This is a genomic window from Acidithiobacillus sp. AMEEHan, assembly GCF_030996345.1.
Lineage (GTDB): Bacteria > Pseudomonadota > Gammaproteobacteria > Acidithiobacillales > Acidithiobacillaceae > Igneacidithiobacillus.
On sequence record NZ_CP118747.1, the window covers coordinates 570,372 to 594,071 of the forward strand.

A 23,700-nucleotide genomic window follows, 5' to 3' on the forward strand; every position below is an offset into this window, starting at 1 on the left:
TCATCGATGGCAAGATGCTCCTGCCCGTCAGTGCGCTCCGTATTCCCGGACTCCATAATCAGGAGAACGCCTTAGCGGCGGCACTTCTGGCACAGGCGGCGGGGATTCCGCAGACGGCCATCCGGCAGGCTCTGCAGAATTTCACCGGTCTGCCGCATCGTTTGCAGTGGGTAGCATCGGTAGATGGGGTCGATTATTTCGATGATTCCAAGGGTACCAATCTCGGCGCGAGCCTGCGTGCCATCGAGGCGCTCGCCGGACCACTGGTGTTGATTCTGGGAGGCGACGCCAAGGGTGCTGACCTTACGCCACTGGCTGCGGCCTGCGTCGGGCAGCGCGGCGCCGTGCTTCTGGGCACGGCAGAAGAGGAACTGGCGGGAATCCTCGCTGGCAAGCTGCCCATCCGCCGTACCGGAAGAGGCGGCATGCAAGAATGCGTGCGTCAGGCCGCGGCCCTCGCCCGATCTGGCGATCAAGTACTGCTCTCCCCTGCCTGTGCCAGCCTCGACATGTTCCAGGACTATCATGACCGCGGACAGCAATTTGCCGCTGCCGTCCATGCCCTGGCCGGAGCTGCCCATGCGTAGGCCCAATTGGTGGTTGGCGGAAAACGGCAAGGCCGATACGTTGCTGTGGTGGATCCTGATCATCCTGATCTGTTTTGGCTTGGTAATGGTCTATTCCGCTAGCGCTCCGGTCGCCCAACAGGAAACCGGCAACCCCCTCTTTTTTGCCGAGCGACAGGTGCTCTACGCCATCCTCGGACTCGCAGGGATGTACTACATCAGCCGCATCGAGCTGGAATTCTGGGAACGAATGACCTTTCCGCTCATGGGCATCTCTCTCATCGCTCTTCTGATCGTCTTTGTGCCGATCATCGGCGTGGGAGTGAATGGCTCGCACCGCTGGATCAATTTTCTCATCGTCCGCCTGCAACCCTCAGAGCTACTGAAGTTTGCCTTGCTCCTGTTCATGGCCCGCTATGTGGTGCGGAAAGGAGCGTTGCTCGGCAGCTTCAAGGACGGTCTGTGGCCAATCTTCATCCTGCTTTTCATTTTGGGCGTGCTGCTACTTTTGCAGCCCGACTTTGGCTCCTTTTTCATGGTCGTGGCGATCACTGGCACATTACTTTTCCTGGGTGGGTTGCCGATGCGCTACGTGCTCATTGCCGGCATCGCCTCCGGTACGGCTCTGGGGGTACTTGCCGTATCCGCTCCCTATCGCCTTGCCCGCATCACCTCTTTTTCCAACCCCTGGGCCGATCCCTACGGTAGCGGCTTTCAATTGGTGCAATCGCTGATCGCCTTCGGTCGCGGCGGTGTGTTTGGGGTGGGACTGGGCAACGGCATCATGAAGTATTTCTACCTGCCGGAGTCCTACACCGACTTCATTCCGGCGGTGATCGGCGAAGAACTGGGCATGATCGGTATCTGGGCCCTGATCCTCCTCTATGCGGTGGCCTGTTGGCGCATCTATCGCATTGGCCGCCGCGCCGCGGCCGCCGGTGACGCCTTTTATGCCCTGTTCTGTTACGGCACCCTGGTCTGGTTTGGGGGCGAGGCAGTGATGTCCATGGGCGTCAACTTGGGGGCCCTGCCGACCAAAGGCTTTGCCCTGCCTCTGATCAGTTATGGCGGCAGCGCCCTGGTTTTCCTCTGCGCCACCCTGGGGGTGGTGCTCGCGGTAAGCCGTCGCTATCCGCCGCTTGCCAAACAGGCGAAGGTGCAGCAGGCAAAGGCAGAGGAGGTGGCGCATGGCTAGGGGCGTCGTCATTGCTGCCGGCGGCACCGGCGGCCATATTTTCCCCGCCCTTTCCGTGGCGCGGGAGTTGCGTGCGCGAGGCGTCGCCGTCGACTGGATTGGCACGGCGCAAGGCATGGAACAGCATTTGGTTCCCGCCGCTGGCTATCCTCTACACCAACTGGACATGCAGGGTCTGCGTGGCAAGGGTTGGAAACGCTGGCTCAGCGCTCCTTGGCGCCTGGGGCGAGCGACACTGCAGGCCCGGCGCATCTTGCGCGCGTGCGATGCGCAAGCCGTGTTGGGCATGGGGGGCTACGTCTCGGCCCCTGCCGGGATTGCCGCCTGGAGCCTGGGTCGGCGCCTCTGCCTGCACGAACAAAATGCCATTCCCGGACTGGCCAATCGCTTGCTGGCGCCATTCGCAGCCGAGGTCTTTGCCGGTTTTCCCGATACCGGGCTCAGGAAAGCCCGCTGGGTGGGCAATCCGGTGCGGGCGGAGATTGCCGCCCTGCCGGCACCAGATCTCCGCTTTGCGCGACGCACCGGGAAGGCGCGTGTCCTGGTCATGGGAGGTAGCCAGGGAGCTCAGGTCCTGAACGAGATCTGTTCTGCCGCCTTGGCCAAGTTATCGCCAGAGCAACGCCCGGAAATCTGGCATCAGTGTGGCAAAGCGCATCTGCAAAAGACCCAGGCGGCCTACCGGGCCGCAGGCGTCAGCGCACGGGTCGATGCCTTCATCGACGATATGGCCGAGGCCCTCGGCTGGGCCGATCTGGCAATTTGCCGGGCCGGCGCAGCGACGGTGGCTGAGCTCTGCGCCGCCGGCCTCGGGAGTCTCCTGATCCCCTTTCCTTATGCCGTGGATGATCACCAGGCGGCCAATGCCCGCTTTCTGGAAGATGCCGGAGCCGGTCGCATGCTGCGTCAGGAGGGGCTCGACGCGGCGCAACTACACCGTATTCTGTTGCCGCTGCTCGAGGATCCGTCGCTACGACTACGCTGGGCCGAGGCGGCCCGCCGCCAGGCGCGGGTCAACGCCGCGGCGGATGTCGCCGATGCCTGCGGAGGAATGGCACATGCGTAACTGGGTACGACAAATCCATCTGGTGGGCATCGGCGGTGCCGGTATGCGGGGGATTGCCGAGGTCTTGCTCAATCTGGGCTACGCCGTCTCCGGCTCCGATCTGCGTCCTGGTCCGGCAACCCTGCGCCTCAGTGATTTGGGCGCGAGCATCTTCAGTGGTCATGCAGCAGCCAATGTGCGCGGCGCAGATGTGGTGGTCGTCTCCTCTGCCATCCCCGCTGATAACCCCGAGATCGTCGCCGCCCGCGAACAGCGTATCCCCGTCATCCGCCGTGCGGAGATGCTGGCAGAACTGATGCGCTTCAAGCAGGGGATCGCCATCGCCGGTACCCACGGCAAGACCACCACCACCAGTCTGGTGGCAAGCATCCTCGGAGCGGCGGGCCTGGATCCCACTTTTGTCATTGGCGGGCGCCTGAAAAGCGCCGGGACCCACGCCGCCCTCGGCAGCGGTGAATATCTGGTGGCCGAGGCCGACGAATCCGATGCCTCGTTTCTGTACCTGTCTCCGGTGATGGCGGTAGTCACCAATATCGACGCCGACCATATGGAAACCTACGGTAATACCATGGGGCAATTACGCGCCGCCTTTCTGCAATTCCTGCAACGCCTGCCGTTCTATGGCCTGGCGGTACTCTGTACCGATGAGCCCATGGTGCGCGGCCTGCTGCCGGAGTTACGCACTCCAGTACTCGGGTATGGGCTGGCCGAGGATAGTGACCTGCAGGCACGCAACATCCGCTATCGCGGTTTGGGCAGCGAGATAGAAATCTGGCGCCGGGTCGATGGCCAGGCGGTACATTGGTTCGACCTGCAACTGAACATTCCCGGCGAACACAACGTCCTCAATGCCCTGGCCGCCATCGGTATCGCCAGCAAGGTCGGAGTCAACCAAGAGACCATCGCCGAAGCTTTGGCCGAGTTCCGTGGCGTGGCGCGGCGCTTCGAGCTGCTCGGCGACTGGCAGGGCCACACCATTGTCGATGACTACGGTCACCATCCCCGGGAACTGGCCGCTACCATCGCCGCCGCGCGCCGGATCTGGCCGCAACGCCCCTTGGTACTCCTCTTTCAGCCGCATCGCTTTACCCGAACCCGGGACCTTTTCACCGACTTTGTTGCGGTATTGGCGCAAGCCGACCGCAGCATTCTGCTCGATGTCTATCCCGCCGGTGAGTCTCCCATCAGCGGCGCCGACAGCGCCAGTCTGGTAGCAGCCCTAGAGCAGCAGGGAGTCGATGCAATACATCTCCCCAGCGCCCTGCAGCAGCCGGCACAGATCCCTGCCCAGCTACCGGAGAATGCGGTGCTGCTCTGTATGGGAGCGGGCAATATCAGCCAGCTTGCCGGTCAGTGGGATGCCGTCTTTGCTGGGGGGAGGCAGGCATGATCGGGGGTCGTCTGCGCCTCGGTGAATCTCTGGCCCGGCACAGCAGCTGGCGGGTAGGGGGTGCAGCAGAGCGTTTCTATTTACCCGCCACCATAGAGGATCTGGTCGGCTTTTTGCGGAATTTTTCCTACGGGCCGATCACTTGGCTGGGCCTTGGCAGCAACGTCCTGGTACGCGATGGAGGAATCCCTGGGACGGTCGTCTGCCTCGCCCATGGTCTGGATCAGATGGCGACCGGCGAGCATGGCGAACTGGTTGTCGAGGCCGGAGTATCCGCGGTGAAACTGGCGCATTTTGCCGCCCGCGCTGGTCTGGCGGGCGCCGAATTTCTCGCTGGGATTCCGGGAACCCTGGGCGGCTGCTTGGCAATGAATGCCGGTGCCCATGGTGGAGAGACTTGGCCTCTGGTGGAATGGGTCGAACTGCTCCACCCCAACGGTGAGCTGGAGCGTCGACCGGCAGCGGCATTTCAGGTGGGCTACCGGTCGGTACGCGGCCAGGGCGATGCCTGTTTTGTGCGCGCCGGCCTGCGTTTGCCCTCGGGAGAGCCCGAGGCACTGCGCGCGCAGCTGCGCGCCTGGCAAAATCAGCGGGCGGCAACGCAGCCTCTGGCCTGGCCCAGTTGTGGCTCGGTCTTCCGCAATCCTCCAGGCGACTACGCCGCGCGTCTGATCGAGGCGGCAGGACTCAAGGGACGCCGGATCGGCGATGCCGAGGTGAGCACGCAACACGCCAATTTCATTCTCAATCGCGGACAGGCGCGCGCGCGCGACATCGAGGCCCTCGTCGTGGAGGTGCAGGAAGCAGTACGGAAACGCTTCGACGTCGTGTTGCGGCCAGAAATGCGCGTGCTGGGGGAGGATTTTGATGACTGAGCACAGGATGTCGAAACCGCAGCGCATTGGCGTACTCTACGGCGGTCCCTCGGAGGAGCGAGAAGTCTCCCGGCTCAGTGGTGCGGCGGTACTCAGGGCGCTTCAGGATGCCGGGTTGGACGCCTGCGGCATCGACGTCGAGCCGCAAAACATTGCTGCGCAACTGCACGATGCGGCCATCGACATGGCCTTCAACGTCTGTCATGGCGCTTTCGGCGAAGACGGACATCTGCAGGCGAGTCTGGACAACCTGGGTATCCCCTACACCGGAAGCGGAGTACTCGCCAGTGCCCTGTCGATGGACAAGTGGCGCTGCAAACGTCTCTGGCAGAGCGCTGGCCTCCCCACCACCCGCGGCATCCTGCTGCATGCCGATGACGCCCTGCCCGACAGTCTGTCCGGCTGGGGCTGGCCGCTTTTCGTCAAGCCCAACCGCGGCGGATCCAGCATTGGCGTCAGTCGCGTGGGCAACGCGCAGGAGCTGGAAACTGCCCTCGGCGCGGCCTTCGCCCACGACAGCGAAGTGCTGGTGGAAGCCGCCATCAGTGGCAAGGAAGTGACCGTCGCCATCGTCCACGGACGTGCCCTGCCACCGATCGTCATCGAGGCCAGCGGTCAGTTTTACGATTACCACGCCAAATATATCGCCAACGACACCCGCTACCTCTTACCCTCGGGGCTCGGCGATGCGCTCGATCGCCGACTGCAGGATCTTGCCTTGCAGGCCTTTAGCGAAATCGGTGGCAGCGGCTGGGGCCGGGTGGATTTCTTACTGGATACGAGCGGAGCGCCGGCGCTGCTCGAAATCAACAGTGTGCCAGGCATGACCAGCCACAGTCTGGTGCCCATGGCGGCACAGGCCATCGGCTGGAGTTTTGGCCAGTTATGCAGGCGTATCCTGGACGCAGGGGAGGGAGTTAAATCATGGTAAGTGCCATTCGCGATTTGCAAGGATACCGGCGGGAACCGGTCGCCAAGGCGCCGCCACCGCAAGAGAGGCAAAAACCGGCCGCGGCCAGTGCTCCCAGTCGCCCCTTCCCCTGGGGCAAAACCATACGCGGAACCCTCGCGGGGGGGCTGTTGCTCGCCCTCGGCCTCGGCGCCTGGCAGGCCTGGAACTGGGTACGCCAACCCTCGCTGATGCCCATCGATAGCATCCACATCGAAGGACTTTCGCCCAAGATCCCGGTGTATCGAATCAATCGCGCCATTGCTCCATTCCTGGGGCAGGGGTTTCTCTGGTTGAATCTCACCCAGGTGCGCGACGCCCTGCAGCAAGTGCCCTGGGTGGCCAGTGCCGATGTGCGCCGGGTCTGGCCCGATCGCATCGACATCGACCTGCAGGCGGTGCTGCCGGCAGCCCGCTGGCTGGGGAGCGCCGGCGAGGTCCTGGGGAAAGACGGTAAAGTCTATCCAGTACCCGCAGACGAGATCCCGCAGCAGCTCCCCGCCCTCATTGGTCCGGCTGATGCAGGGCTAGAGATGCTGCAGGAGCGGCAAAAGCTGGACCAAGCCCTGGCGCCCGTGCATCTGCAGGTTCACGCTCTGGAGCTCGATCCGCGCGGTGGCTGGCGTTGCATCCTCAGTAACGGGGTCCGCTTGGTCCTCGGTCGAGAAAAGATCATGGAGGGTGTGCAACGCTGGGTCAGCGTCGTCCCGGAGATCCAACAATATATGGTGCCCGGCGCCAGCATGGATTTGCGCTACAACAACGGTTTCGCGGTCGCCTTGCCTGAGGCGCCTTCTACGAGTGTCAGTGAGGGGCCGGCAGCCCCAAGGAGTGAAAGAAAATGAAACGCGGCAATCAGGAACTCATCGTTGGCTTGGACATCGGTACCTCCAAGGTCGCCTGCATCGTGGCGCAAGCACGCTCCACGGGCGAGGCGGAAATCATCGGCGTTGGCCAGCATCCCTCCCGTGGCCTGAAAAAAGGGGTGGTCGTCGACATTGAATCCACCGTGCAGGCCATCAACCGCGCGGTGCAGGAAGCCGAGCTCATGGCCGGGGTACAGATCCACGGCGCGGTCGTGGGCATTGCCGGTGGGCACATCCGCGGCTACAACAGCCATGGCATCGTTGCCATCAAGAACAAGGAAGTCAGCAATGACGACCTCGGTCGGGTCATGGATGCCGCACGCGCCATCGTCATTCCGCAGGACCAGAATGTGATCCACGTGCTACCCCAGGAATTCACCATCGACAGCCAAGAGGGGGTGCGCGAGCCGATCGGCATGTCGGGGGTCCGACTGGAAGCTCAGGTGCACATCGTCACCGGCGCCATCAGCGCCACCCAAAATATTGCCAAGTGCGTGGAACGCTGCGGATTGCAGGTGCAGGGGCTGGTACTCGAACAGCTGGCCTCGGCCGATGCCGTGCTGACAGCGGATGAAAAAGAACTGGGTGTCTGCCTGGTCGATATCGGTGGCGGTACCACCGACATCGCCATCTTCCGCGATGGCGCCGTGCGCCATACGGCGGTCATTCCCATTGCCGGCGACCAGATCACCAACGACATCGCCCTGGGCTTGCGTACCCCACCCGTCGAGGCAGAGCAGATCAAGAAGCTCTATGGTTGCGCCCTCGGCGACCTGATTGAACAGGATGACGACATCCCCGTGCCGAGTGTCGGCGCCCGTCCCCCGCGTACCATCTCGCGTCGCGTGCTCAATGACATCATCGAGCCGCGTGTGCGAGAACTCTTTGAACTCATTCAGGCCGAACTACGTCGCACCGGCTTCGAAGACCTCGTCGCCGCCGGCGTCGTGCTCACTGGAGGCTCCAGCCGACTGCAGGGCATGGCCGAACTGGCCGAAGAGATCCTGCACCTGCCGGTGCGCACCGGCGAACCCATGCATCTGGCGGGGATGGAAACCGTAGTTCGCGCCCCCTGGCATGCCACCGGGGTCGGCCTGGTCATGTACGGCATGCACAACGGGCTGGCCGGCCAGGCCGAGCCGGTGCAACAACCCGCTGCCGCCACCAGCACGGTGCGAGACGAAGGCCATCGCGCCGCGGCCATAGGCGGCGTCTTCGGCAAACTGCGCAACTGGGTACAGACCAGCTTCGGCTGAGTCCCCCCGTCCCACAGATCCAGCGAGAGGAATCGACAATGTTTGAACTGAACGAAATGCAGCAGGAAGGAGCCGTCATCAAGGTCATCGGGGTAGGCGGCGGTGGCGGCAACGCAATCAACAACATGGCCCTGACCGGCCTGGAAGGCGTGGAGTTCATCAGCGCCAATACCGATGCCCAGGCCTTACGCAACTCCCATGCCCAGCGCACCCTGCAGCTTGGCAGCGAACTGACCCGGGGTCTGGGCGCGGGGGCCAACCCCGAGATCGGTCGCAAGGCGGCGGAGGAATGCCGGGAAGAGATCCGGGGCGTTCTCGAAAACACCGACATGCTGTTCATCACCACGGGCATGGGTGGGGGGACGGGTACTGGTGCCGCACCAGTGGTCGCCGCCATCGCCCGCGACATGGGCATTCTGACCGTCGGCGTGGTCACCAAACCCTTCAATTTTGAAGGCAAGAAGCGTCAGCAATACGCCTTGTCGGGCATCGATGAACTGGCCCAGCACGTCGATTCGCTGGTGATCATCCCCAACGAAAAACTGCTGGCAGTGCTGGGCAAGCAGATCAGCCTGCGCGATGCCTATCTCGCTGCCGACAACGTCTTGATGGGTGCGGTGCAGGGGATTTCCGAGCTGATCACTCGTCCAGGCCTGATGAACCTCGACTTTGCCGACGTCCGCACGGTGATGTCGGGTATGGGCCTGGCGATGATGGGTACTGCCGCCGCCCGCGGTGAGAGTCGCGCCCGCGATGCCGCCAATCGTGCCGCCAGCAGCCCTCTGCTCGACGACATCAACCTCTCCGGTGCCCGCGGCATCCTCGTCAACATCACTGCCGGCAACGACCTGTCCCTGGGCGAATTCGAGGAAGTCGGTGAGCTGATCCGCAGCTACGCCTCGGACGACGCCAACGTCAAGGTAGGCACCGTGATCGACGAAAACCTGGAAGGGGAAATGCGCGTCACCGTCGTCGCCACGGGTCTGCAGCGCGAACCCGTGCGGCTGGCGGTAGAAAACAACCGTCTGCGTCCGGAGGTAACCACGCCCGCCAATGCCGTCGATTGGCGTCAGCTGGATCGTCCCGCAGCCCTGCGCCAGCAGGCTATGCGATCTGCCGCAACCGGCACCGACCAGCGCAGCGCCCCACGCCCCGTGGCAGATTACGCCGACCTCGACATTCCGGCCTTCCTGCGCCGACAGGCGGACTGATCCGCCCTATCCATCGCCCCGCCTCGGCGGGGCTTTTTACCCTCCCCTCACAGATTTCTGGAAAGGGTATTCCCTTCTCCCAACTTTGCCGTAGAATGAGAAGTAGTCCTGTTCTACAGGAAGGTAGTCCCGCGACGCATATGCGCCCTGTTTTGTGGAGAGAGTGGCAACATGTTATACCCGGAGTTGTTCCGTGCCCTGGAGGCCGCCCGCTGGAACATGGAGAAGGACATCCCGTGGGATCAGTTCGACGCCAGCAAGGTCACCCCGGAGCATCTGCAAACCATCAAGATGAACGCCATTACCGAGTGGTCTGCCCTGCCTGCCACCGAGATGTTTCTGCGCGACAACCGCGACGACTCGGATTTTTCGGCCTTCATGTCGATCTGGTTCTATGAAGAGCAGAAACACGCATTAGTCCTCATGGAGTACCTGCGCCGCTTCGCGCCCGAATACCTGCCTACCGAGGAAGAACTGCACCAAGTGCGCTTCGAGTTCGATCCAGCGCCAGCAATGGAGACCTTGATGCTGCATTTCTGTGGTGAAATTCGTCTTACGCATTGGTACAAGGCCGCCTCCGAGTGGCATCAAGAGCCAGTCATCAAGTTCATTTACGAGACGCTCTCGCGGGATGAGGCGCGTCACGCCGGCATCTATCTCAAGTACATGCGCCGTGCGGTAGAGCGTCTGGGGGATTCTGCCCGCTTGGCCTTTGCCAAGATCGGCGTGTTGATGGCCAATACCAAGACCGCAAAGGCCCTGCACCCCACTAACCTACACGTCAACAAGGAAATGTATCCCCAAGACAGCGTGCAGAGTCACCTGCCCGATCCCGGCTGGCTGGAACGTTGGCTAGATACCCAAATTCATTTCGATAGTATCTGGGAGGGCAAGGTGGTCAACGGCATCTTACGCAATCTGTCGGCGCTCCTTGAGGTACCAATCCGCAGCGCCAAGGATCTGAGCCAGTATCGCAAGCGAATGGCGGCGTCGGCAGGCTGATGTCGCCAGGTCCCGACAGGGGATTGCTGCGGTGCTGGCAACACCCTGATTTTCCGAAGTTGCTGTGGTCGGCATGGTTCCTGCTATCTGGCTTAGGGTTACTCTGCGACCGAGAGAACGAGAAGAAGGACAATGAAAAAATGGTTGGGCATGATGCTGGCAACGCTGTTGCTGGCCGGCTGTGCGAACAATCCCTATGGCAACCCCTATGGGTACAACAGCAGCCCTCTGGGCAACAGTAAAACCACCACTGATACTGCCGCAGGCGCCGCTTTGGGTGCCGTTGCCGGTGCCGTGGTTGGCAATCAGTCTGGCAGCCCCCTGACGGGAGCGGCGATTGGTGCGGGGCTGGGAGGGCTGGCAGGCTATGCAATCTCCAAAAGCCAACAGCAGCAGCCGGCCAACTGCCCGCCGGGATACAATTGTATCCAAAACACCCCACCGCCCAGCTGCCCGCCAGGCTATACCTGCACCCCGCAGTAGCGGATGACGGAAGACAGCGAGCTACCCGACTGGCGCAGCCTGGATCTCGAGACCCGTTTGCGCTGGGCCCTGAGCCCGGAAATTCCTACCGTCTACCGGCACGCCTTGGCCCAGGAGCAATGGGTACAAACGCGCTGTTATTTTGCCCGTCGCCAAGACCTGCGGCCCGAAGAAGTCGCGCGATTCGCCAACGACGACGATTACGTGTAAGCGATCGCTCCGCGGCGTTCTTTCGTTGAGGGTATTGTGTTGCCAGCATGATGGCTCCTTGGGACGCTTGGAGAAGTAAGATCATGCGCAGCTCGGAAGAAAAGACGCGGTATTGGCAGGAGATGGTGACGGCACAAGAGACCAGCGGGCTGTCAACGCCGCAGTTTTGCCAAGGGCAGGGTCTGGTTCTTTCGCAATTTTACTACTGGCGGCAGCGGCTGCGGGGTGGGGCCAGCCAAAAGACGGCGGCATCTTCCAGCGTTGCCCCCTTGCCCGAGTTCCTGAAGCTGGGATTGCCAAGCGAGCGGGAGACAGGGATTTCTTCCTTGGAGATTCGTCTGGACTTGGGCGCCGGCTGCACCCTTACCATTCGCCGCGGCTGAGATGTTTTTTCCCGAGGGGCGCATCCGGGTCTTCGTCTGCCGGGTACCGGTAGACATGCGCAAGTCTTTTGACGGGCTGTCGGCTTTGGTGCGGCAGTTCCTGGGGCAGGATCCCTTGTCTGGGCACTGTTTCGTCTTCGTGAACCGCCGCGCCACGCAGATGAAGGTGATCTACTGGGATCGCACAGGGTATTGCCTCTGGGCCAAGCGCCTGGAGCGCGGCCAATTCTGGAGCTGGCAGCGACCTCCAGCGGGGGAGTTGGATTGGACCGGTTTGAAACTCCTGCTCGAGGGCCTCGAAGTGGCCAAAACACGCCGTCGCTATCAGCGCCAAGTCCCCGAAAAACTGGCGGAAACTGGGAGTTAGCGCTATGATTCTGCAATGGAAACAGAGACTTCCTCGCTCCCACGCAACTACCCCGAAGCCCTCGCCGCTTGGCAATTGCAGGTGCTCCTCAACCAGTCCCTGCGGGAAGAATTTCAGGCACAGATCCAAGGTCTTCAAGCCCAGCTGGATTGGTTTCGCCGCCAGCTCTTCGGACCCAAGAGCGAGCGCCGTCTTCCGCCTCCTCCCATAGAGCAGCTCAGTCTCGGCGAGATCTTCGAGGCGCAGGAAAAACAGCCGGTTCCTACCCGTACCGTCGCTGCCCATACCCGCACGGTGGCCAAGCGCCCCGAGGAGAAGGCAGAGAGCCTGCCCTTCTTCGACGAATCGCGCCTGCCGGTCGAAACCATCGTGCTGCCGGCTCCCGAGACCCAGGGGCTGGACCCTTCGGCCTATGAGATCATCGACACCAAGATCAGCTATCGCTTGGCCCAAGAGCCCGCCAGCTATGTAGTTCTCAAATACGAGCGGCCCGTAGTGAAACTGCGCGACTCCGGAAAGATCACCCAGGCCCCGGCGCCTGCCGCGGTCTTGGAGGGTGGTCGGGCTGACGTCAGTCTCCTGGCGGGAATCCTGATCGACAAATTCCTCTACCATCTGCCCTTGTATCGGCAACATCAGCGCATGACCCAGCAGGGGCTGCGGGTGAGCCGCTCCTGGCTCACGGACTTGGTGCAACGCTCCATCTTCCTGCTTGCACCGATTTATGCGGCGCAGTTCGAGAGCATTCGCCAATCGCGGGTGCTGACCATGGATGAAACCCCCATCAAGGCCGGATTGTCAGGGAAGGGCAAGATGCACCGAGGGTATTTCTGGCCCGTCTTTGGCGATGCCCAGGAGATCTGCTTTCCCTATGCCGCCACCCGGGGCACGGTCCACATCGAAGAGCTACTCGGCAAGCTGCCGCCGGGCACCGTACTCCTGAGCGATGGCTATGCCGCCTATGCCCGGTTCCAGAAAGAGAACGAAGGGCTAGTCCATGCCCAGTGCTGGGCGCATAGCCGCAGAGAATTCGTCAAGGCCGAGGCCCATGAGCCCGAGCGGGTGGCCGAAGCCCTCCGGCAGATCCGGGAGTTCTATCGCATCGAGGAAGAAATCCAGGAGAAACAACTCACCGGGCAGGCCAAGCGGGAATACCGCAGACGACATACCCTGCCGCTGGTGACAGCCTTCTTCCACTGGGTAGAGCAACAGCTCCAGGACATCGCCCTGCTACCGAGCAACCTCTTCACCAAGGCCTTGGCCTATGTCCATAGCCGCAAAGGTCCGCTCCAAGTCTTTCTGGAAGATCCCGACGTACCCATAGACAGCAACCACATCGAACGACAGATCCGACCGATTCCCCTGGGCCGGAAGAACTGGCTCTTTTGCTGGACCGAGTTGGGCGCCGAGTATCTCGGGATCATCCAGAGCCTGCTCAGTACCTGCCGGCTTCAGGGGGTGGACCCGTACGACTACCTCGTCGATGTCCTGCAACGGGTGGCCACCCACCCCGCCAAGGACGTGGCGCAGCTCACCCCAAGACTCTGGAAAGAGCACTTCGCCGCCAACCCCCTGCGTTCTCCGCTGTATCACGTCCGCAAGCCCGCATAAAGAACGCCGCGGGGAGACCGGTTACGATTACGTGATCCGTCTGTGCATCGCCAAGCGGCCTGACCTCAGTCCCGGTCAAGTCGCTGCCTTCTGCCAAGATCGCGATCCCAACGTGCGTTACGCCATCGCCCGCAACCCACTGCTCAGCGAGGCGCAACGGCAGTTACTCCTGAACGATATCGATGAGGTGGTGCGACAGGCAGCCGCCAAAGGCGCGCGCCCGAGCCAAATCCGGCAGCGTCCGGGGCAGGCAAACCTGTACCGCTGAAAAGCAGGTTTTCGCGAGGGAAGGGGTACACATGGGTAGAACTCGCCTAGAGGCATTCAGTGATGCCGTTATCGCCATCATCATTACGATCATGGTTCTGGATCTACGCCCGCCGGAGAGCACATCCCTGAGTGCCCTGATCCCGATTCTTCCGGTTTTCTTCAGCTACATTCTCAGTTTTATCTACATCGGGATTTACTGGAATAACCACCACCATCTCTTGCATCTTTGCCCCAAGGTCAATGGCAGCATCCTCTGGGCTAATCTGCACTTGTTGTTCTGGTTGTCTCTTTTTCCCTTTGTCACCGGCTGGCTGGGAGAAAATCATTTTGCCGCGCTTCCGGGCCTACTCTATGGGATGGTCTTGCTGGCCGCGGCCCTGGCATATTGGCTGCTGCAATCGCGGATCATCGCCTTCCAAGGTCCGCGATCACCGCTGGCCGCGGCCGTAAGACGAAATTGGAAGGAAAAAATTTCCCCACTACTCTACCTATTAGGTATTGCTGCCGCTGCTCTTGGTCATCCCTGGCCGGCCTTGCCAGCATATGTACTCGTAGCCCTACTCTGGCTGGTCCCCGATCGCCGTATTGAACGCGCTGTACGAGCGGCGGAATGAACGCTCAGCAACTTCCCCCACGGCACAGCCAGGCGTCGCGCACCACCCCGTCGCTGCCCAGGACCACGTGCAGCTCACCCTGCTGACGCAGGCGTTGCCGCTCGGCAGCACCGAAGCCCACTTCTTCCTCGAAATCGACCAGACAGCTTAGAAGGTTCTGGTCCTGGCCGGCTTCTACCAATCGACACTGGCAGTGTGCCCCGTCCCGCACGGCCACCCCACCAATACCGGTAAAGCTTGCCAGCATTTGGTGTGCATCAAGATAATCCAGGATTTTCTCCTGTACCTGCGGCTCATCCCACAGCGCCATCACCATCTCCTTGGGACGAAAGCCCCCGTTCAATTTTCCGCTACTTTCAGGATAGTGCAGCTGCGCCTATTTTTCTTTGTCGATGTGATCTCACGGGCCAACACGAAAATTCTCCCTAGTCGACAGCAGTAGCCGCTCTATCTCCAGCGGCATGACGCAATCCCCAGAAGCACGCAGTCGCCAAGCCATCGAGGGCGAGCAGACTTACACGGAATTCCTGGCGCTCTTGCTCCAGGACGAAATCAGCTGCGCAATCGGGTGGCTGCTCATCATCGACGATTTTGGCCTCAAGCCTCTCTACGTCATATCCGGACGAGGGTATCCACGACCGCATTGCTGCGTGCTATGAGCAGGTGAGTATCACGGTGACCAGCAATCTGGACTACAGCAAGTAGGGCGACGTATTTCCGACCAACTGGACTTGCGAACCTAGACGGTGCGGAGCTTTCCTAAAATGTCGGCGGGCTATTAGCGCTGATTATTTCACATACTTCTTCTCCTATATTGTTAAATCTATGCGGAATCTGGCTCGAAAAGTAATATCCATCGCCAGCATTCAGAACTTTCTTTTTGTCACCAACAGTGATTTCAATAGACCCTTTTATGACTATACCACCCTCCTCTCCATGATGGCGCAGCATGGTTTCGCCGGTGTCGGATCCCGGTTGGTAATATTCATGAAGTATTTGTATTGCGCGGCCCTTTGTTGAACCGCCCAGCAGGCACATCATTATTTTCTTGTCGAGAGAGATGTCAGGCATTTCTTGCGCGGAGAAAAAAATGCTATCACTTGCAACCAAGTCGATAGTAAAAAAGTCGGAAATCGACATGGGAATTGCGTCAAGAATTTTTTTGAGTGAACTAATTGATGGGCTTACCCTGCCTTGTTCAATTAGTGAGATCGCTCCATTAGTAACCCCGGCACGCCGCGATAACTCTCTTTGTGTTAACCCATAGATTTTGCGTACAAGTTGCAGTCTCTTGCCGATATCTTCATCGATTTTCATTGCTTGTGAGGTGTCCGTGGGCTCCCAGATCGAAGAGAAGTATAACGGGAGCGTCACGGAGGAGGCAATCTCTAGTACTACCCTTCTACGTCCAGATGAATCCAGGTGGTTTTCAGGTCACAGTACTTATCCATCGAATGCAGCGATTTATCCCGCCCAAATCCAGACTGTTTAAAGCCACCAAAGGGAACCGTGGCGTCACCTTCTTCGTAGCTATTGATCCACACCGTCCCGGCATGAATCTTCTTGGCCATACGATGGGCGCGGTCAATATTGCTCGTCCAAACTGCTGCCCCTAGCCCGTAAATGCTATCGTTGGCAATCATGAGTGCCTCGTCCTCTCTATCGAAGCCAATGACCGCCAGTACGGGGCCAAAAATTTCTTCCTGGGCGATAGTCATGTCGCTGGTGACGCCGTCGAATACGGTGGGAGCCAGATAGTAACCACCGGTTTCGGTGCGTAATTGATTTCCACCCATGCGCAGGCGCGCGCCCTGGCGCGTAGCGGTGGCTACATAACCCATGACTCGTTGGAGCTGTTCATCGCTTACAATCGCGCCAATTCGCGTCGCTGGATCAAGGGGATCGCCAGGCTGGAGGTCTTTGCTTGCTGCAATGAGTTTTTCGAGAAACTCTTCGCGTATAGAGTTTTCTACCAGAAGTCTCGATCCAGCGCTACAAACCTCTCCTTGGTTAAAAAAGATTGCAACAGCGGCAGCTTGAGCCGCTTCCTCGAGATTCGGACAGTCGGCAAAGACGATGTTGGGACTTTTGCCACCGCATTCCAGCCACACACGCTTCATGTTCGACTGACCAGAATATTGCAAGAAATATTTTCCGACTTCGGTAGAACCTGTAAAGGCAATACAATCGACATCCTGATGCAGGCCCAATGCCTTGCCAGCCGTCGGACCATAGCCTGGTAGCACGTTGAGCACTCCGGCTGGTATTCCAGCTTCGAGTGCCAGTTCCCCGAGACGCAGTGCGGTGAGGGGGGATTGCTCTGCGGGTTTGAGAATAACACTATTGCCCATTGCCAGCGCTGGCGCGACCTTCCAAGCGGCCATTTCCAGAGGAAAGTTCCACGGTACGACGGCAGCGACAACGCCCAGAGGCTCTCTGGTAATCATGCCAATGGAACCTTTATCGGTCGGTGCGATTTGATCATACACCTTATCGACGGCTTCTCCATGCCAGGCGAAAGTGCGCACCACTCCCGGCAGATCGACCAAGAAACTGTCCCGTATTGGTTTTCCCACGTCGAGTGTCTCTAGCAATGCAAGCTCTTCCCGGTGATTTTCGATGAGCGATGCGAGCGCGATCAATCGCCGACCCCGCTCACGTGGCGGCAAGCCGGACCAACGACCGTCAGCAAAAGCCTGACGCGCGATGTTGACGGCGCGATCAACATCGGCGGTATCCGCCTCGGCGATCAACTCCAGCACTGCACCAGTGGCAGGGTTGATAGTGGGGAAGCGTTTCCCTGATTGCGCGTCACACCATTTGCCATCAATCAGTAGTTGATTCGGAAAACGTATTTTTTCCGCTAGATTGCACCAATAGGCTCGTTCGGGAATGCTGTGCATAGTGACCTCCCTCAAAAAAGTTGATGTATTTCAAACAACGTTTCCCCAAGCGCCGAGGCAACCGAGGGATGCGCGATATGGCCATCCACGACATTCAGTCCAGCGCGCAGATGTGGGTTGCTCGCCAGCGCCCCACGCCAACCGAGATCTGCCAGCTGCTTGACGAAAGGCAGGGTGGCATTGGTCAAAGCGTAAGTAGAGCTGCGCGCGACACCGCCAGGCATGTTGGCAACGCAGTAATGCACGATACCGTCGACCACATAGGTTGGATCGGCGTGGGTAGTGGGATGACTGGTTTCGAAACACCCTCCCTGATCAATGGCCACATCGACCAGAACGGAGCCGGGACGCATTTGTTTCAACATGGCTCTGCTGACCAGCTTGGGAGCGTTGGCGCCGGGAACCAGGACGGCGCCGATGACCAGATCGGCGTCAAACACCGCCTTTTCGATGGCTTCTGTCGTGGCATACAAGGTCTTGATACGGGGACCATAGAGTGCATCGATTTCCGCCAATCTTGGCAAGGATTTGTCGAGAATGGTGACATCGGCCCCGAGTCCTGCCGCCATACGTGCACTGTTCAAACCGACGACGCCGCCGCCAAGAACGGCCACCTTGCCAGCGGCGACACCAGGCACACCAGCCAAGAGAATCCCTGCGCCACCTTGTGCTTTCTCCAGACAGTAAGCCCCCACCTGCACTGCCATGCGGCCGGCGACCTCGCTCATTGGTGCGAGGAGCGGCAAGCGGCCATTTGCATCCGTAACCGTCTCATAGGCAATGGCGACTGCGCCTGATTCCATCAAGAGTTTCGCCTGTTTTGGATCGGGGGCCAAATGTAAGTACGTGAACAATATTTGCTCTGCGCGCAGTAGTTGGCACTCCTGCGGCTGTGGCTCCTTGACCTTTACAATCATGTCTGCGGCAGCAAACACTGCCTCCGCATCCGGCAAAATTTCTGCGCCGGCCTTGCGATAGTCTTCATCGCTCAGTCCGATGCCTGCGCCGGCAAGCCGTTCAACAAACACATGATGCCCGCTCGCGCAAAGCTCACGTACACCTGCAGGTGTCATACCCACCCGATATTCATGGTTTTTGATTTCCTTAGGAACACCGATTTTCATAAAATGTCCTCACGAGATAGAGCGCAATACATCACGCAGAGTTTGATAGATCCGGTCCAAATGTTTGAGTTCGATGATTAGGGGAGGAGATAGCGCAATCGTATCCCCTGTGGCACGAATTAGAAGCCCACGATAAAATGCTTCAACCATTGCCGCGTAACCGCGGGCACCAATGGCATCAGAACGGGGTTCGAGTTCGATGGCAGCCATTAGGCCAAGATTGCGGATATCCCGCACATTTGGGCTGTCGCGCAGGCTATGCACCATCTCGGCAAAGGGAGCAGCCATCTCTGCGCCGCGCGTCAGCAGTCCCTCGCCCTCATAAATATCCAGAGTCGCGAGCCCGGCTGCGCAGGCCAAGGGGTGCCCAGAGTACGTATAGCCATGGAAAAATTCGATTTGATTTTCCGGAGCAAGCATGAAAGCGTCGTGGATTGCTGTGCTAGCAAAGACGGCACCCATTGGCACGGCGGCGTTAGTCAACGCTTTAGCTGTCGTTAAGATGTCCGGAACGACATCAAAGAACTGACTCGCGAAAGGAGTGCCAAGGCGTCCAAAACCGGTAATGACTTCATCAAAAATCAGCAGAATACCGTGTTCGTCGCAGATTTTACGTAATCGCTGCAGGTATCCCTCCGGCGGTACTATTACCCCTGCTGATCCCGCCACCGGCTCGACGATGACGGCTGCTATGCGCTGCGCACCATGTTTGCTAATCAGCGTTTCAAGAGCATCTGCGCGTGAGGTGTCATAGGGGGGTAAGCCTGCATGGAAACGATTGTGCTCTTGGTCCAAGGTATGTGGTAAGTGGTCGGCGGGGATGAGGTTCCCGGCAAAGGCACGACGATTATTTGGCAAACCGCCCACAGAGATGCCACCAAAACCAACACCGTGATATGCCTTTTCCCGCCCGATAAATAGGTTTCGCTCCGTCTCTCCTCGCACATAGTGGTAGGCGAGCGCAATTTTCAGGGCGGTATCGGCAGACTCCGATCCGGAGTTGGTAAAAAAAACATGGTCCAATCCAGCGGGCGTGTGTCGGATCAGCCGGTCGGCGAACTGGAAGGGAAGAGGATGCCCCATCTGAAAGGTCGGCGCAAAATCCATTTTTTGGCTTTGTTCGGTAATCGCGCTGTGGATCTCTGGCCGGCAATGCCCGGCATTCACACACCAGAGCCCAGCGGTGGCATCCAGAATCTCGCATCCCTGATCGTCCCAATAGAACATACCCTGGGCGCGTTCCAAAAGACGTGGTGCGGACTTGAACTGACGGTTCGCGGTAAAGGGCATCCAAAAGGCTTCGAGGGCTGCTGTTGTGGACATGAGGATCTCCTTACACAAGGTCGAGCAAACGATAGGCAGTAGTAGCGAGGAGGAGGGCCGGGGTACGCAACCATCGTCCACCCGGAAACTTGCGATGCGGAATACGGGTAAAAACGTCAAAATCTGTCGACTGTTTGGCGATCAATTCCGCCATCAGCTTGCCTGCCCAACCGGTCAGCGCGACACCATGACCAGAAAAGCCCTGGGCAAAAAATAGGTTATCGCGTAAGCGCCCAAGGTGGGGAGCGCGGTTGCGCGTTATCGCCACATTCCCACCCCAGGCGTACTCTGCTTGCACGCCGATAAGTTGAGGAAAAACCTTGTGCATGCGTCGTAACATGGCGCTACCTAATTGCGGTGGCGGTACAGTGGAATAACTTACGCGGCCGCCAAATAAGAGACGGTAGTCAGCAGACAAGCGAAAATAATCCAAAACGAAATTCAGATCAGCTACAGCCGCGAGACTCGGGATCAGCGCCCGAGCGCGATCTTCACCGAGTGGTTCGGTAGCTGCGATATAGGTACCGACGGGCATAACATAGGGAGAAATGCTGGGCAGTAATTGCCCGAGATAGGCGTTCCCACAGACGAGCAAAAACCCTGAGCGTATCGCGCCTTTCGGTGTCTCTACGACGATCTCTGTTCCGGGTTTGATCTGTCGTACTGGGCTACGTACAAAAAGCTGTGCCCCTGCTTCTTGCGCAGCCTGAGCTAAACCCAGAGTGTAATTCAATGGATGCAGATGCCCGCCAGCAGGGTCGGACAAAGCTGCGAGGTAGCGAGGACTATCCAGCGCGCCACGGAGCGCGGCACCGCGCAGCAGTTTTGTTGGTGGATGGCCAAAACGATCTAACGCAGTTTGCCAGGAGAGAAGATCCTCCACCTGACGTTTTTTTATTGCTGCGTGGAGATAGCCAGAGCGCAAATCGCAGTCAATTTGATGTTTCTGAACACGCGAGTGAATCGACTCGATGGCGCCCAAAGAAAAGTCCCAAAGTATCTTTGCCGTTTCCGTCCCCACCAATTTCTCTAGCACCCGAATATCAGTTGCAAGCCCCGGAACAATCTGACCACCATTCCGGCCAGACGCACCCCAACCAATGTCCTGAGCCTCCACTAGAGCGACTTTGTAGCCTTTTTCAGCAAGTTCTAAAGCTGCTGATACACCCGTTAGACCGCCACCGATGATACAAACATCGGCCCGTACGTCCTCCGCCAACTCTGCGGTAGAAAGAGAGCGATTTCGGGTCGCCTGATAATAATTGGTAGTGTCTATCATCGGGTTCCCTAGCTACGCTCGAAATACCATTGATATTCGAGGGGGTGATAATTACTTTGTAAGGTCTGTAGCTCGTGGCGTTTTACTGTTGTGTAAAGGTGGATGAAGGGGTCGCCAAACATGGCTGCCAAATGCGACCCAGTAAGCAAAAAATCCAGTGCCGACTGCCAGTCGCGCGGAAGCATGGTGCCACGGTCGCTGCTGGCGACGCCATTTGCGTAGGCATTGCCAGAGATTGCAGAGGGTGCGGGCAGACGCTCACGCAAGCCGTGCAAAATTCCTGCGAGGACTGCGGCAAGGACGAGATAGGGATTGGCGTCGGCACCGGCAAAGCGGTGTTCGATACGTCGGGCGTCTGCCTCGGAGCGAGGAATACGTAATGCTGCAGTACGATTGTTTTCCCCCCAGCACGCCAGAGTTGGCGCATAAGAGCCCTCCTGAAAACGGCGGTAGGAATTCGCATGGGGGGCAAATAGGGCCACTGATTCGGGCAGCATTTGTAGCAGCCCTGCCAAAGCATGGTGCAAGTGCTCCGGACTACGCGAGAATACGTTGTCTCCTGCCTCGTCTACCAGACTGACGTGGACGTGCTGACCCGATCCCGCATCTTGCGCGTAAGGTTTGGCCATGAAGGTCGCCGTGTAACCACAGGACGCAGCCACCCCCTTCACTACTCTCTTTAGAAACCAGGCGTCATCAGCTGCTCGCAAAGCATTTTTTTGGTAGTGAAGGTTTACCTCGAATTGACCGTGGGCATTTTCCGAAACGATCGCCTCGAGAGGCAGGCCATATTTTGCGCAGGTGCTCTCAAGTAGGGAAAAGAAGGGTCCGTATGCGTCAATGCTATCGAGATCGTAAACTTGGATGTCTCCTGGCGCGCTCAACGTATCTGGCGCAACAGACGCTCCATCGCGCCGTGGGAGAAGATAAAACTCCAGCTCGAATGCGACCTGTGGCGTGAGGCCTAAGGCCGCGAGCGCCGCAATCATGCGCTGTGCAAGAGCACGAGGCTCACCAAAAAAGCTGGCGTCTGATGGTGTCGACATGGTCAGCAACAGATCCGCGGCTGACGGGCCTCGCCAAGGAGCAGCATGCAGGCTATCCGCCACTGGAAAACAAAGATGGTCGGCATCCCCGCACTCCCAGACCAAGCCCGTCGCTTCGACGGTATTTCCCGTAATGTCAATGGCAAAGATGGATGCAGGTAAACTGACACCATCGCGTAAGACCTTATCTAGCATGCTTGCAGGGATTCTTTTCCCACGAGGAATACCATTCAGATCAGGCAGGAGCAAATCTACGGTTTGGCTACTAATCCTTGTCTCTTCTGCAACGCCCGAGGGATCAGGATATTGGCGCATGATTGATGTCCTTTGGAGATGTTGCCTCCAAATCCGCCAAGGTCAGATCAAGGGCGATACGCGCCTTACTGATCAATTCGTCGACATGCGCTCGGGTAAAAATGAGCGGCGGCGAAATGATCATGGTGTCACGCACAGCGCGCATGACCAGTCCATTGGCAAAGCAATGGTTGCGGCAGCGCGTCCCAACTTCGCCGAGAGGAGAGAAAAACTGACGAGGCGACTTGCATTGCACAAGCTCAATCGCTCCAAGCAGCCCGACCCCGCGTACCTCACCAACCAGAGGGTGATCCTCCAGGTGGTGCAGACATGCTTGTAAATATGCCCCGACGTTGCCTGCGTTTTCGATCAAGTGTTCCTCATCAATGATGCGCAAATTTTCTAGGGCGACCGCTGCAGAAACGGGATGGCCGGAGTAGGTAAACCCGTGCGCAAACTCCCCCCTTTGTGGATAATCGTGTCGGCAACGCGATCGCCGACCATGACGGCAGATATTGGGAGGTAGCCTGAGGAAAGCCCTTTCGCAAGGGTCATGAGGTCGGGTTGGATATCGTAGAGCTCCGAAGCAAACCAACGTCCGGTGCGGCCAAATCCAGTGATCACCTCGTCTACAACGAGAAGCACGCCATATTTTTTACAAATTCGCTGGATTTCGGGCCAGTAAGACGATGGCGGGACAATCATGCCACCAGAGCCTTGCACAGGTTCACCATAAAAGGCAGCCACGCGCTCAGCGCCAAGCTCGAGAATTTTTTCTTCCAATGCTTGTGCCGCGGCACGTCCAAATGCTTCGGCGTCCTGACCGGGGTCTTCGGCGCCAAAGCGATAAGGTGCGCGAATATGAGAAAATCCCGGCAAAGGCACGCCACCTTGGCCGTGCATGTGAGGCCCAGAAATACTCGCGGCAAGGGTAGTGCTGCCATGGTAGCCAAATTGTCGCCCGATGATGATTTGCCGCTGCGCTTGCCCCTCTAGTTCCCAGTAATAGCGCACCATCCGCGCAATGGTGTCATTGGCTTCGGAACCAGAATTGGCAAAAAAGACGTGGTTGAGACCTGCAGGAGTCAGGTCTACTAGGCGTTCAGCGAGCTTGATACTTGGAACCGTCGCTGTCTTAAAAAAAGTGTTGTAATATGGCAACGTTTGCATTTGCGCACTGGCTACTTCAGCCAGTTCTTTTCGACCATAACCAATGTTGACGCACCAGAGCCCAGCCATACCATCGAGGATTTTGTTCCCCGCAATATCCCAGATGTAGGCACCCTCGGCACGACTGATAATGCGCGACCCCCCTTCTGCAGCCAACGCAGCGAAGTCAGTAAAAGGGTGTAAATGATGTTCGAGGTCACAATTGCGTAAATGGCTTGCAGATAGGTCCATGGAAGTCCCCTTCGTC

The 23,700-nt window shown here is 58.9% G+C and carries 27 protein-coding genes; 18 read left to right on the forward strand and 9 right to left on the reverse strand.

The window, feature by feature from the left end; translation table 11 throughout:
• Window positions 1–14 precede the first annotated feature (14 nt).
• The 17 genes from ORD17_RS02935 (at window position 15) to ORD17_RS03015 (ending at window position 14,314) form a co-directional block, all read left to right on the forward strand.
• Window positions 15–587 (forward strand): glutamate ligase domain-containing protein, encoded by a 573-nt coding sequence (locus ORD17_RS02935; protein ID WP_308389409.1) that lies wholly within the window; start codon window positions 15–17, stop codon window positions 585–587.
• Entirely contained in the window at window positions 580–1,761 is a 1,182-nt protein-coding gene (gene ftsW, locus ORD17_RS02940; protein ID WP_308389410.1) for a putative lipid II flippase FtsW, read from the forward strand. The genes ORD17_RS02935 and ftsW overlap by 8 nt, the downstream gene beginning before the upstream one ends.
• Window positions 1,754–2,827: an undecaprenyldiphospho-muramoylpentapeptide beta-N-acetylglucosaminyltransferase gene (gene murG / locus ORD17_RS02945; protein WP_308389411.1), complete on the forward strand. Its 1,074-nt coding sequence runs from the start codon at window positions 1,754–1,756 to the stop codon at window positions 2,825–2,827. Before ftsW ends, murG begins: the two co-directional genes overlap by 8 nt.
• On the forward strand, window positions 2,820–4,217 hold the full coding sequence (murC, locus tag ORD17_RS02950) for a UDP-N-acetylmuramate--L-alanine ligase (protein ID WP_308389412.1): 1,398 nt from the start codon (window positions 2,820–2,822) through the stop codon (window positions 4,215–4,217). The genes murG and murC overlap by 8 nt, the downstream gene beginning before the upstream one ends.
• Entirely contained in the window at window positions 4,214–5,092 is an 879-nt protein-coding gene (murB, locus tag ORD17_RS02955) for a UDP-N-acetylmuramate dehydrogenase (protein WP_308389413.1), read from the forward strand. Before murC ends, murB begins: the two co-directional genes overlap by 4 nt.
• Window positions 5,085–6,023, forward strand: a complete 939-nt coding sequence (locus ORD17_RS02960) for a D-alanine--D-alanine ligase (protein WP_308389414.1) — start codon at window positions 5,085–5,087, stop codon at window positions 6,021–6,023. The genes murB and ORD17_RS02960 overlap by 8 nt, the downstream gene beginning before the upstream one ends.
• Window positions 6,017–6,886, forward strand: coding sequence for a cell division protein FtsQ/DivIB (locus tag ORD17_RS02965; protein ID WP_308389415.1), 870 nt, complete (start codon window positions 6,017–6,019; stop codon window positions 6,884–6,886). Before ORD17_RS02960 ends, ORD17_RS02965 begins: the two co-directional genes overlap by 7 nt.
• Window positions 6,883–8,163, forward strand: a complete 1,281-nt coding sequence (gene ftsA, locus ORD17_RS02970; RefSeq protein WP_308389416.1) for a cell division protein FtsA — start codon at window positions 6,883–6,885, stop codon at window positions 8,161–8,163. The genes ORD17_RS02965 and ftsA overlap by 4 nt, the downstream gene beginning before the upstream one ends.
• A gap of 38 nt (window positions 8,164–8,201) precedes the next feature.
• Entirely contained in the window at window positions 8,202–9,374 is a 1,173-nt protein-coding gene (gene ftsZ / locus ORD17_RS02975) for a cell division protein FtsZ (protein WP_308389417.1), read from the forward strand.
• A gap of 171 nt (window positions 9,375–9,545) precedes the next feature.
• Window positions 9,546–10,376 carry a ferritin-like domain-containing protein gene (locus ORD17_RS02980; protein ID WP_308389418.1) on the forward strand — a complete coding sequence of 277 codons (831 nt, stop codon included), beginning with the start codon at window positions 9,546–9,548 and terminating at the stop codon, window positions 10,374–10,376.
• A 132-nt stretch (window positions 10,377–10,508) separates the two neighbouring features.
• Window positions 10,509–10,859 (forward strand): glycine zipper domain-containing protein, encoded by a 351-nt coding sequence (locus tag ORD17_RS02985; RefSeq protein WP_308389419.1) that lies wholly within the window; start codon window positions 10,509–10,511, stop codon window positions 10,857–10,859.
• 3 nt (window positions 10,860–10,862) lie between these two features.
• A complete protein-coding gene (locus tag ORD17_RS02990) occupies window positions 10,863–11,069 on the forward strand; it encodes a hypothetical protein (RefSeq protein WP_308389420.1) in 207 nt (68 codons plus the stop codon).
• Window positions 11,070–11,152: 83 nt separating this feature from the next.
• Window positions 11,153–11,452, forward strand: a complete 300-nt coding sequence (locus tag ORD17_RS02995; protein WP_308387602.1) for a hypothetical protein — start codon at window positions 11,153–11,155, stop codon at window positions 11,450–11,452.
• A 1-nt stretch (window position 11,453) separates the two neighbouring features.
• On the forward strand, window positions 11,454–11,819 hold the full coding sequence (tnpB, locus tag ORD17_RS03000; protein WP_308387601.1) for an IS66 family insertion sequence element accessory protein TnpB: 366 nt from the start codon (window positions 11,454–11,456) through the stop codon (window positions 11,817–11,819).
• 15 nt (window positions 11,820–11,834) lie between these two features.
• Window positions 11,835–13,430: an IS66 family transposase gene (locus ORD17_RS03005; protein ID WP_308387600.1), complete on the forward strand. Its 1,596-nt coding sequence runs from the start codon at window positions 11,835–11,837 to the stop codon at window positions 13,428–13,430.
• A gap of 31 nt (window positions 13,431–13,461) precedes the next feature.
• Window positions 13,462–13,698, forward strand: a complete 237-nt coding sequence (locus ORD17_RS03010; protein ID WP_308389421.1) for a hypothetical protein — start codon at window positions 13,462–13,464, stop codon at window positions 13,696–13,698.
• A 31-nt stretch (window positions 13,699–13,729) separates the two neighbouring features.
• Window positions 13,730–14,314 (forward strand): TMEM175 family protein, encoded by a 585-nt coding sequence (locus ORD17_RS03015; RefSeq protein ID WP_308389422.1) that lies wholly within the window; start codon window positions 13,730–13,732, stop codon window positions 14,312–14,314.
• 4 nt (window positions 14,315–14,318) lie between these two features.
• Here ORD17_RS03015 and ORD17_RS03020 read toward each other — a convergent pair whose 3' ends face one another.
• On the reverse strand, window positions 14,319–14,624 hold the full coding sequence (locus ORD17_RS03020) for a hypothetical protein (protein ID WP_308389423.1): 306 nt from the start codon (window positions 14,622–14,624) through the stop codon (window positions 14,319–14,321).
• Between the two features lie 151 nt (window positions 14,625–14,775).
• On the opposite strand from ORD17_RS03020, the gene ORD17_RS03025 reads away from it, so the two are divergent.
• Window positions 14,776–14,973 carry a hypothetical protein gene (locus ORD17_RS03025; RefSeq protein WP_308389424.1) on the forward strand — a complete coding sequence of 66 codons (198 nt, stop codon included), beginning with the start codon at window positions 14,776–14,778 and terminating at the stop codon, window positions 14,971–14,973.
• Between the two features lie 100 nt (window positions 14,974–15,073).
• Here ORD17_RS03025 and ORD17_RS03030 read toward each other — a convergent pair whose 3' ends face one another.
• The 8 genes from ORD17_RS03030 to ORD17_RS03065 form a co-directional block, all read right to left on the reverse strand.
• Window positions 15,074–15,631, reverse strand: a complete 558-nt coding sequence (locus ORD17_RS03030) for a cupin domain-containing protein (protein ID WP_308389425.1) — start codon at window positions 15,629–15,631, stop codon at window positions 15,074–15,076.
• Between the two features lie 77 nt (window positions 15,632–15,708).
• Window positions 15,709–17,217: an aldehyde dehydrogenase gene (locus ORD17_RS03035; protein WP_308389426.1), complete on the reverse strand. Its 1,509-nt coding sequence runs from the start codon at window positions 17,215–17,217 to the stop codon at window positions 15,709–15,711.
• A gap of 11 nt (window positions 17,218–17,228) precedes the next feature.
• Window positions 17,229–18,341, reverse strand: coding sequence for an alanine dehydrogenase (gene ald / locus ORD17_RS03040; RefSeq protein ID WP_308389427.1), 1,113 nt, complete (start codon window positions 18,339–18,341; stop codon window positions 17,229–17,231).
• A gap of 9 nt (window positions 18,342–18,350) precedes the next feature.
• Window positions 18,351–19,664, reverse strand: coding sequence for an aspartate aminotransferase family protein (locus tag ORD17_RS03045; RefSeq protein WP_308389428.1), 1,314 nt, complete (start codon window positions 19,662–19,664; stop codon window positions 18,351–18,353).
• A gap of 10 nt (window positions 19,665–19,674) precedes the next feature.
• Window positions 19,675–20,883, reverse strand: coding sequence for an FAD-binding oxidoreductase (locus tag ORD17_RS03050; RefSeq protein WP_308389429.1), 1,209 nt, complete (start codon window positions 20,881–20,883; stop codon window positions 19,675–19,677).
• Window positions 20,884–20,951: 68 nt separating this feature from the next.
• A complete protein-coding gene (locus ORD17_RS03055; protein WP_308389430.1) occupies window positions 20,952–22,184 on the reverse strand; it encodes a glutamine synthetase family protein in 1,233 nt (410 codons plus the stop codon).
• 103 nt (window positions 22,185–22,287) lie between these two features.
• Window positions 22,288–22,797 (reverse strand): aminotransferase class III-fold pyridoxal phosphate-dependent enzyme, encoded by a 510-nt coding sequence (locus ORD17_RS03060; RefSeq protein WP_308390040.1) that lies wholly within the window; start codon window positions 22,795–22,797, stop codon window positions 22,288–22,290.
• A complete protein-coding gene (locus ORD17_RS03065) occupies window positions 22,686–23,684 on the reverse strand; it encodes an aminotransferase class III-fold pyridoxal phosphate-dependent enzyme (protein WP_308389431.1) in 999 nt (332 codons plus the stop codon). Before ORD17_RS03065 ends, ORD17_RS03060 begins: the two co-directional genes overlap by 112 nt.
• Window positions 23,685–23,700 lie beyond the last annotated feature (16 nt).

What these genes read in the sequence shown, in the direction of transcription:
- ORD17_RS02935 (WP_308389409.1), top strand. Translation starts at nt 15, where the DNA reads ATGCTCCTGCCCGTCAGTGCGCTCCGTATTCCCGGACTCCATAATCAG.
- ftsW (WP_308389410.1), top strand. Translation starts at nt 580, where the DNA reads ATGCGTAGGCCCAATTGGTGGTTGGCGGAAAACGGCAAGGCCGATACG.
- murG (WP_308389411.1), top strand. Translation starts at nt 1,754, where the DNA reads ATGGCTAGGGGCGTCGTCATTGCTGCCGGCGGCACCGGCGGCCATATT.
- murC (WP_308389412.1), top strand. Translation starts at nt 2,820, where the DNA reads ATGCGTAACTGGGTACGACAAATCCATCTGGTGGGCATCGGCGGTGCC.
- murB (WP_308389413.1), top strand. Translation starts at nt 4,214, where the DNA reads ATGATCGGGGGTCGTCTGCGCCTCGGTGAATCTCTGGCCCGGCACAGC.
- ORD17_RS02960 (WP_308389414.1), top strand. Translation starts at nt 5,085, where the DNA reads ATGACTGAGCACAGGATGTCGAAACCGCAGCGCATTGGCGTACTCTAC.
- ORD17_RS02965 (WP_308389415.1), top strand. Translation starts at nt 6,017, where the DNA reads ATGGTAAGTGCCATTCGCGATTTGCAAGGATACCGGCGGGAACCGGTC.
- ftsA (WP_308389416.1), top strand. Translation starts at nt 6,883, where the DNA reads ATGAAACGCGGCAATCAGGAACTCATCGTTGGCTTGGACATCGGTACC.
- ftsZ (WP_308389417.1), top strand. Translation starts at nt 8,202, where the DNA reads ATGTTTGAACTGAACGAAATGCAGCAGGAAGGAGCCGTCATCAAGGTC.
- ORD17_RS02980 (WP_308389418.1), top strand. Translation starts at nt 9,546, where the DNA reads ATGTTATACCCGGAGTTGTTCCGTGCCCTGGAGGCCGCCCGCTGGAAC.
- ORD17_RS02985 (WP_308389419.1), top strand. Translation starts at nt 10,509, where the DNA reads ATGAAAAAATGGTTGGGCATGATGCTGGCAACGCTGTTGCTGGCCGGC.
- ORD17_RS02990 (WP_308389420.1), top strand. Translation starts at nt 10,863, where the DNA reads ATGACGGAAGACAGCGAGCTACCCGACTGGCGCAGCCTGGATCTCGAG.
- ORD17_RS02995 (WP_308387602.1), top strand. Translation starts at nt 11,153, where the DNA reads ATGCGCAGCTCGGAAGAAAAGACGCGGTATTGGCAGGAGATGGTGACG.
- tnpB (WP_308387601.1), top strand. Translation starts at nt 11,454, where the DNA reads ATGTTTTTTCCCGAGGGGCGCATCCGGGTCTTCGTCTGCCGGGTACCG.
- ORD17_RS03005 (WP_308387600.1), top strand. Translation starts at nt 11,835, where the DNA reads ATGGAAACAGAGACTTCCTCGCTCCCACGCAACTACCCCGAAGCCCTC.
- ORD17_RS03015 (WP_308389422.1), top strand. Translation starts at nt 13,730, where the DNA reads ATGGGTAGAACTCGCCTAGAGGCATTCAGTGATGCCGTTATCGCCATC.
- ORD17_RS03020 (WP_308389423.1), bottom strand. Translation starts at nt 14,624, where the DNA reads ATGGCGCTGTGGGATGAGCCGCAGGTACAGGAGAAAATCCTGGATTAT.
- ORD17_RS03025 (WP_308389424.1), top strand. Translation starts at nt 14,776, where the DNA reads ATGACGCAATCCCCAGAAGCACGCAGTCGCCAAGCCATCGAGGGCGAG.
- ORD17_RS03030 (WP_308389425.1), bottom strand. Translation starts at nt 15,631, where the DNA reads ATGAAAATCGATGAAGATATCGGCAAGAGACTGCAACTTGTACGCAAA.
- ORD17_RS03035 (WP_308389426.1), bottom strand. Translation starts at nt 17,217, where the DNA reads ATGCACAGCATTCCCGAACGAGCCTATTGGTGCAATCTAGCGGAAAAA.
- ald (WP_308389427.1), bottom strand. Translation starts at nt 18,341, where the DNA reads ATGAAAATCGGTGTTCCTAAGGAAATCAAAAACCATGAATATCGGGTG.
- ORD17_RS03045 (WP_308389428.1), bottom strand. Translation starts at nt 19,664, where the DNA reads ATGTCCACAACAGCAGCCCTCGAAGCCTTTTGGATGCCCTTTACCGCG.
- ORD17_RS03055 (WP_308389430.1), bottom strand. Translation starts at nt 22,184, where the DNA reads ATGCTAGATAAGGTCTTACGCGATGGTGTCAGTTTACCTGCATCCATC.
- ORD17_RS03065 (WP_308389431.1), bottom strand. Translation starts at nt 23,684, where the DNA reads ATGGACCTATCTGCAAGCCATTTACGCAATTGTGACCTCGAACATCAT.